The sequence below is a fragment of the Streptomyces sp. NPDC044061 genome, assembly GCF_056434305.1.
In genome coordinates, this window is record NZ_JBWKFL010000013.1 from 211,362 (window position 1) to 217,386 (window position 6,025).

The following is a 6,025-nucleotide window of genomic DNA, read 5'->3' on the forward strand; positions in this document are numbered from 1 at the left end:
ACCCCGTCACTTGCGGTATCCGAGGATGGTCATCATGCCGCTCTCCGAGTGGTACTGGTTGTGGCAGTGGAGCATCCACAGGCCGGGGTTGTCGGCGTCGAACTCCACTACCAGCTTGCGGTGGGGCAGGACGATGGCGGTGTCCTTGCGCGCGCCGACGCCGTCCAGGCCGGTGATGGCGAACGTGTGGCCGTGCAGGTGCAGGGGGTGCCACATGTCGGTGGCGTTGATGAGGGTGAGCCTCACCCGCTCACCCGTGCGGACCGGGTGGCGCTGGCGCACGTCGTAGGGCCGGTGGTCGAAGCCCCAGTCGTACGTCTGCATGCTGCCGGTGGCCCTGATGCGCATCTCCCGGTCGGGTTCGCGGTCCGCGAGGGCCACGGAGTCGTCCGGGCGCAGGCGCCGGGCGGGGACGACCTCACCGTCCAGTTCGTCGGGGCGGACGTCGGCGGGGGGAAGGGTCTTTCCCTTGTCGGTGCGCAGCACGGCGACCGCCTGGCCCTTCTTGCCCTCGGCGAGCGCGACGAAGGGGAAGACGCCGTCCTTGGCGGTGACGAGGACGTCATAGCGCTCGGCCATCCCGAGGAGGAGGGCGTCGGTCTTCTTGTGCTGCACGGGGTAGCCGTCGGTGTGCGTGACGGTCATGGTGTGACCGTCCAGTGCGACGCGGAAGGCGGTCTCGGAGCCGGCGTTGATGATGCGGATCCGGATGCGGTCGCCGGGCTTGCACCGGAACGTCGAGGGCTGGGCGGGCGTGCGGCCGTTGGCGAGGTAGAGGGGATAGGCGACGCTGCCGGCCTCCCCGTGGAGCATGCGGCTGTGCGACTTGTGCAACACGCGGGAGGGGCCGCTCGACTTGTGGGAGTGCGTGGCGTGCGGGCTCCCCGACGGGCCGGCACTGCCGGGTCCCGGTCCCATGGCCATGCTGCCCATCTTCATGCCCCTGCCCGCCGTGAGCTGGTCGAGCACCTGGTCGGGGGTGGAGCCGTCCACACCGTCGACCCAGTCGTCCAGGAGGATGATCCACTCCTTGTCGTAGGCGAGCGGCTCCCGGGGGTCGTCGACGATCAAGGGGGCGTACAGACCCCGGTCGGGCTGGACTCCGACATGGGAGTGGAGCAGGAAGGTGCCCGGATGGGAGACGGTGAACCGGTAGGTGAAGTCGCTTCCCGGAGCGACGGCCCGCTGGGTCAGGTCCGGGACGCCGTCCATGTCGCAGCGCATGCGCACGCCGTGCGAGTGAAGCGTGGTGCTGGTCGGCAGCCGGTTGGCGAGGGTGAGGCTGAGGACGTCGCCGGCGGTGACGCGCACCAGCGGCCCGGGCAGCTCCTCGTGGTAGGCCCAGCTCCGCACGTGCCGCCCGCCCAGATCCAGGGTGGTCTCGGCGGCGGTCAACCTCAGCATGCGCACCGGGCCGGAGCCGCGCTTGCGCTCGGCGGCACGGACCTCCGGACCCGCCGGGTCGACATATCCCTTGGGCCCAGGGGGGACGTAGTCCCCCATGTCTGCCGTCGCGCCCTCGGGGCCGGAACGGAGGTGGGAGCCGGAGTCGGTGCAGGCAGCCAGGAGTCCCGCGCCGGCGGCAGCGAGCGGGGCACGGAGCAGGGTACGCCGCGAAGGTGTGTGCATGAATGAAATAAGACACGTTTTGCGCTCATATGTGACGGACCTGCGGCGGCGCGTCTGGTGAAGTCGGTGGGGGAGGGCGGCGGGTGTCCGGGGTTCAGGCGGCGTCGTGGAACACCAGCCCCAGGGTGCGCCGGTGCCCGGACCGCACGGTGCTCACCCCGTGTCGCACGGCACCCGCCGACCAGCCGCGACGCGTGCGGACCGGGTGGTCGCGCGTCGTGAACACCAGGCCGTGCCCCTGCTCCAGGGCGGTGGCGGTGCCCCGGGACTGGGCGCGCGGCCGCTGCTCGACCATCAGGAACTCGCCGCCGGTGTAGTCGGTGCCGTACGCGTCCAGGGCGACCACCACCTGGAGCGGGAAGACCAGTTCCCCGAACACGTCCCGGTGCAGGGCGTTCCAGTCGCCCGGGCCGTAGCTGAGCAGGATCTGCGCCGACCGGTCCTGACCGGCGGCGTGGCAGCGCTCCAGCCAGTCGTCCAGGGAGTCCGGCCAGGGAGCGGGGCGGTCCAGCCGGGCCGCCCAGTCCCGGGCGACGGACAGCAGGCACGGGTAGAGGGCGGCTCGCAGCGCGGCCACGGGGACGGGCAGGTCGTGTGTGAAGTAGCGGTACTCGCCGGAGCCGTACCGGCGCGCGGCCATGTCGACGGTGGTGCGGAACAGCTCCGGTTCGTCGTACAGGGCGGCCAGCTCGGCGCACTCCTCGGGGGTCAGCAGCGGGCCCGTGGGCGCGCTGCCGTGCTCGTCCAACTCGGCCGCGAGCGCGGTCCAGTCGGTGCCGGCCACGCGCCGGCGGGCCTCGGCCCGGGTGGGCTTCATGACTGCTCCTTCCTCACACCAGGGCGGGCTGCGCCGCGCCCTCGTGCGTGAGCAGCCACACCTTGCGCTCCACGCCGCCCGCGTACCCGCGCGGCGAGCCGTCCGCACCGATCACGCGGTGACAGGGGCGCACCAGCAGCAGGGGATTGGCGCCGAGGGCCCGGCCCACCGCGCGGATCCCGACCCGGGGCACGCCGAGGCGTGCGGCCAGGCCGCCGTAGCCGGTCGTGGTGGCGTACGGGACGTCCTCCAGGGCCTGCCACACCCGCAGCTGGAACGGGGTGCCGACGGGGGCGAGCGGCAGGGAGAAGCGGGTGAGACGGCCGGTGAAGTAGGCGTCCAGCTGACGGCGCGCCTCGGTGAACGCACGGTCGTCGCGGTCCTCCGCCCGGACGGCGGGCGCTCCGCGTTGCCCCGGCATGGACAGTGAGGCGAGAGTGAGGAGGCCACCGGACTCCTCACCGGTCAGCAGCAGCTCCCCGAGCGGGCTCGGGCAGGTGGTGTGGACGGTGTGCGTGTTCATCGCGGTCTCCTGTCCTCCGAGGGGTTCACTGACGAGTCTGCCGCGCGGCAAGCCGCGTCACCGGCGGAAAACGGACAGGGCGCTACCGGGTGCCGACCTCCCGCAGGTACCGGCGAGAAGGGCGCTTGACCTGGCTGTATTTACGGGTAAGTACCCGCGCGGTACCGTGAGAGGCATGCCAGCTCTCAATGTGGAGTTCAGCGAACGCGAACTAGAGGACCTGCGGCAGATCGCCAAGGAGCGAGGGACGTCGATGAAGGCCCTCGTACGCGAGGCCGCCGCCGCCGACATCGCCCGGCACCGGGCGCTGCAGGAGGGCGCGGCTGCCTTCCGGAGCTTCTTCACCGCCCACGCCGAGGAGTTCGCGGCCGCGTTCCCCGACGACGAGCCCCCCGCCAGGGGCGAGGCCGCCTGAACGATGTCCTCCGTCATCCATATCGACGTCCCGTGGCTGCTCCAGCGCCATGAGGAGGTGCTGCCCGACCAGCCCACGGTCGACGACTTCTCCGCGCTGGTCGCGGCCGTCGCCCGGCACCGTGTCGACCCGCCCCGGCTCGGCGTGGACTCCGACCCCGCCTGGCGGGCCGCGGCCCTGCTGCACACCCTCGCGGTGCTCAAGCCGCTGCCCGCGGCCAACGCCCGCTTCGCCTGTGCGACCGCCGTGGCCTACATGTTCGTCAGCGGCGTCGGCATCGACCCGCCCTACGGCGCCCTGGTCGACCTCGCCCGTGATCTGCTCTCCGGCAAGACCGACGTGTACGGCGCGGCCGACCGGCTGCGTTCCTGGCAGATCTGACATCGCCCGGCCGGCGGCCCCGGCGGCTTCCCCCGCCGGGGCCGCCGGCCGGGCGACGTCCTCAGATGACGAGGCCGCCGGCCGAGGGCGGGAGGAACGGGGCCGGCGGCCGGTTTCGCGCGGGAGAGCCGCCGTCCCGCGCGGGGCCTTTCGAGAGGGCCGGTCCCCAGTCCACTACCGGGTCGCACACCCCGGAAGCGTGCGCGGCCGCCCGGTCTGTGCGCACCCTTCACACGGGGCGCACGGAAAACGGAAAGCCGACGTGGCGGAGCAGACGCCCGGCCCGTTTTTCTGACTTTCCTTCAAACCGGCCGATGTCGTACGAGCGCCTTGTTGCGTGTGTGGAAGTTGTGCAAGGGTTGAAACAGCCGTGCGGGGGTAATCGCCGGGTTTCTTCCGGCAGTTGGGGAACCGGTCCGTTGCGGCACCGGTGAATTCCACCTCCCCGCGCGCGTCTGCCGGAGAGCGCTGACCAACGCTCCGCACCTACAAAGGAATTCGCTCAGTGCCCACCCCCCACCCCCCTCGTCCGCCCTATCCGCCCCCCGGGAGTGGCCCGGGGGAGTCCGACGAGTCGCTCGCCGCTCCGCTGCGCGCCGGTTCCGACGCCGAGGCCTCGCGATCCGCCGCCCTGCTGATGGCCCGGCACTGGCGGCCGGCGCAGGACTACGCCGTCATCTGCCTGGCCGCGCCCGGAACCCTCGCCCACATGGTCACGGCCACCGCCTTCCACCAGGTCCTCGACCGGCTCGCGCTCGGCGAGCCCGCCGACGCGCTGCGGCCCCGCCTGCTGGTGGCCGTGCGGGACACGGTCGTGAACTGGTCCGCCAGGGACCCGATAGCCGCCGTACTGCCGGGACTTCTGAAGCCCGCCGGGGGCCGCGGTATGCGTACGGCGAAGTCCCTGATACCGGAAAACCGCGCTCTGTCCGAACGTTCATTCCACAGCCTTCCCCGGCTCGAACAGGCGTTGCTGTGGCACACCGAGGTGGAGGCAGAACCGATAAACGTCCCCGCGGGGCTGCTCGGCATGGATGCCGACAGCGCGGCGGTCGCACTCCAACAGGCCCGCGAGAAATTCCGGGAAGGCTGTGTCAACGCGCACCGGGAACTCGCGCCGAGCACCGACTGCCGTCACTACAACCGCCTTCTCGACATACCGATCCGCCGGGGCGGCGCGCTGCTGCCCGACGTCCAGGAGCACCTCGCCGGCTGCCCCTACTGCCGGCACGCGGCCGAGCAACTCGGCCGGATCGAGGGCGGCCTCGGCGTGCTGCTCGCCGAGGCGGTCCTCGGCTGGGGCGCCCGCCGGTACCTCGAGTCGCGCCCCGGCCGCGGACGGCCCGGCCCCGCCCGCACCCACGGCACCTCCCGGCGCTCCGGCGGCCGCCGACGCGGCGGCGGCAGACCCGGGCTGCTGTCCCGGGTCCCGGTGCCCGGCGGACACCGGCGGGCCGGTGGCGAGCCCCAGGCGACCGACCGGCGCGCACCCGGCGCCGGATGGTCGTCCAGGACACTGCTGACCGGAGTCGGCGTCGCCTCGGCCGGGCTGCTCGCGACCGTCCTCGCGCTCAGTGTGTGGCCGCACGGCGGCGACGGCACCGATCCGGTCGCCTCCACGGGCGCCGCCCCCGGCACCGACGCCCCGTCACCGCCCGCCTCCGCCACGGCACCCGGCACCGCGGCCCTGCCCACGGCCGGCCGGCCGACCCGGCTGCGCAACGCCGCCTCCGACCTGTGCCTGGACGTCGAGGGCAGGCCCGAGGCGGGCGCGAGCGCGGTGCTCGCCGCCTGTTCCCCGGCGGTCACGCAGCAGTGGACGTACGACGCGGACGGGCAGCTGCGCAGCGCTGCCGACTCTGGGCTGTGCCTGGACTCGCACGCCGACGCGGGCGTCGTCATTCTCGGCACCTGCGCCGACGACGGCTCCCGGCGCGGCGACGACGTGCGCTACGACCTCACCGTGCGGGGCGAGTTGCTGCCCCGCTGGGACGAGGCCCTCGCCCTCGCCCCGGCCGGCGGGAACGCGGGCTCCGACATCGTCGTCAAGGTCCGGGACCACTCGGCCGGACAGCGCTGGACGACCGACGGGCCGGCGGCGAGCCCCGGCTCCCTGTCGATCACCGGCAGCGACGGGCCGTCCGTCCGGCCCGCGCGGTTGCCGGGGCCGGGTACGTGAGGCGCCGGGGGGGGGGGGGGGGGGGGGGGGGGGGGGGGGGGGGGGGGGGGGGGGGGGGGGCGGATAAGCATAGGGCCCGGA

General features: G+C 73.4%; 6 protein-coding genes. 3 read left to right on the forward strand and 3 right to left on the reverse strand.

What is annotated here, in order from left to right; translation table 11 throughout:
• Positions 1-6 precede the first annotated feature (6 nt).
• From AC07CM_RS22715 to AC07CM_RS22725, 3 genes are all read right to left on the reverse strand, one after another.
• Positions 7-1,629, reverse strand: a complete 1,623-nt coding sequence (locus AC07CM_RS22715) for a multicopper oxidase family protein (protein ID WP_478878245.1) — start codon at positions 1,627-1,629, stop codon at positions 7-9.
• 94 nt (positions 1,630-1,723) lie between these two features.
• Positions 1,724-2,446: a 2OG-Fe(II) oxygenase gene (locus tag AC07CM_RS22720; protein WP_478878246.1), complete on the reverse strand. Its 723-nt coding sequence runs from the start codon at positions 2,444-2,446 to the stop codon at positions 1,724-1,726.
• 13 nt (positions 2,447-2,459) lie between these two features.
• Positions 2,460-2,969, reverse strand: coding sequence for a methylated-DNA--[protein]-cysteine S-methyltransferase (locus AC07CM_RS22725; protein WP_478878247.1), 510 nt, complete (start codon positions 2,967-2,969; stop codon positions 2,460-2,462).
• Positions 2,970-3,144: 175 nt separating this feature from the next.
• Between AC07CM_RS22725 and AC07CM_RS22730 the strand changes: the two genes are divergently transcribed.
• The 3 genes from AC07CM_RS22730 to AC07CM_RS22740 all read left to right on the forward strand — a co-directional run bounded on the left by AC07CM_RS22730 (position 3,145) and on the right by AC07CM_RS22740 (position 5,944).
• Positions 3,145-3,384: a hypothetical protein gene (locus tag AC07CM_RS22730; protein ID WP_478878248.1), complete on the forward strand. Its 240-nt coding sequence runs from the start codon at positions 3,145-3,147 to the stop codon at positions 3,382-3,384.
• 3 nt (positions 3,385-3,387) lie between these two features.
• Positions 3,388-3,765: a toxin Doc gene (locus tag AC07CM_RS22735; protein WP_478878249.1), complete on the forward strand. Its 378-nt coding sequence runs from the start codon at positions 3,388-3,390 to the stop codon at positions 3,763-3,765.
• A gap of 505 nt (positions 3,766-4,270) precedes the next feature.
• Complete coding sequence (locus AC07CM_RS22740) at positions 4,271-5,944, forward strand: RICIN domain-containing protein (RefSeq protein ID WP_478878250.1); 1,674 nt, start codon at positions 4,271-4,273, stop codon at positions 5,942-5,944.
• Positions 5,945-6,025 lie beyond the last annotated feature (81 nt).

Bases quoted from the DNA above. Each gene is read 5' to 3' on its own strand.
- AC07CM_RS22715 (WP_478878245.1), bottom strand. From the start codon at position 1,629: ATGCACACACCTTCGCGGCGTACCCTGCTCCGTGCCCCGCTCGCTGCC.
- AC07CM_RS22720 (WP_478878246.1), bottom strand. From the start codon at position 2,446: ATGAAGCCCACCCGGGCCGAGGCCCGCCGGCGCGTGGCCGGCACCGAC.
- AC07CM_RS22725 (WP_478878247.1), bottom strand. From the start codon at position 2,969: ATGAACACGCACACCGTCCACACCACCTGCCCGAGCCCGCTCGGGGAG.
- AC07CM_RS22730 (WP_478878248.1), top strand. From the start codon at position 3,145: ATGCCAGCTCTCAATGTGGAGTTCAGCGAACGCGAACTAGAGGACCTG.
- AC07CM_RS22735 (WP_478878249.1), top strand. From the start codon at position 3,388: ATGTCCTCCGTCATCCATATCGACGTCCCGTGGCTGCTCCAGCGCCAT.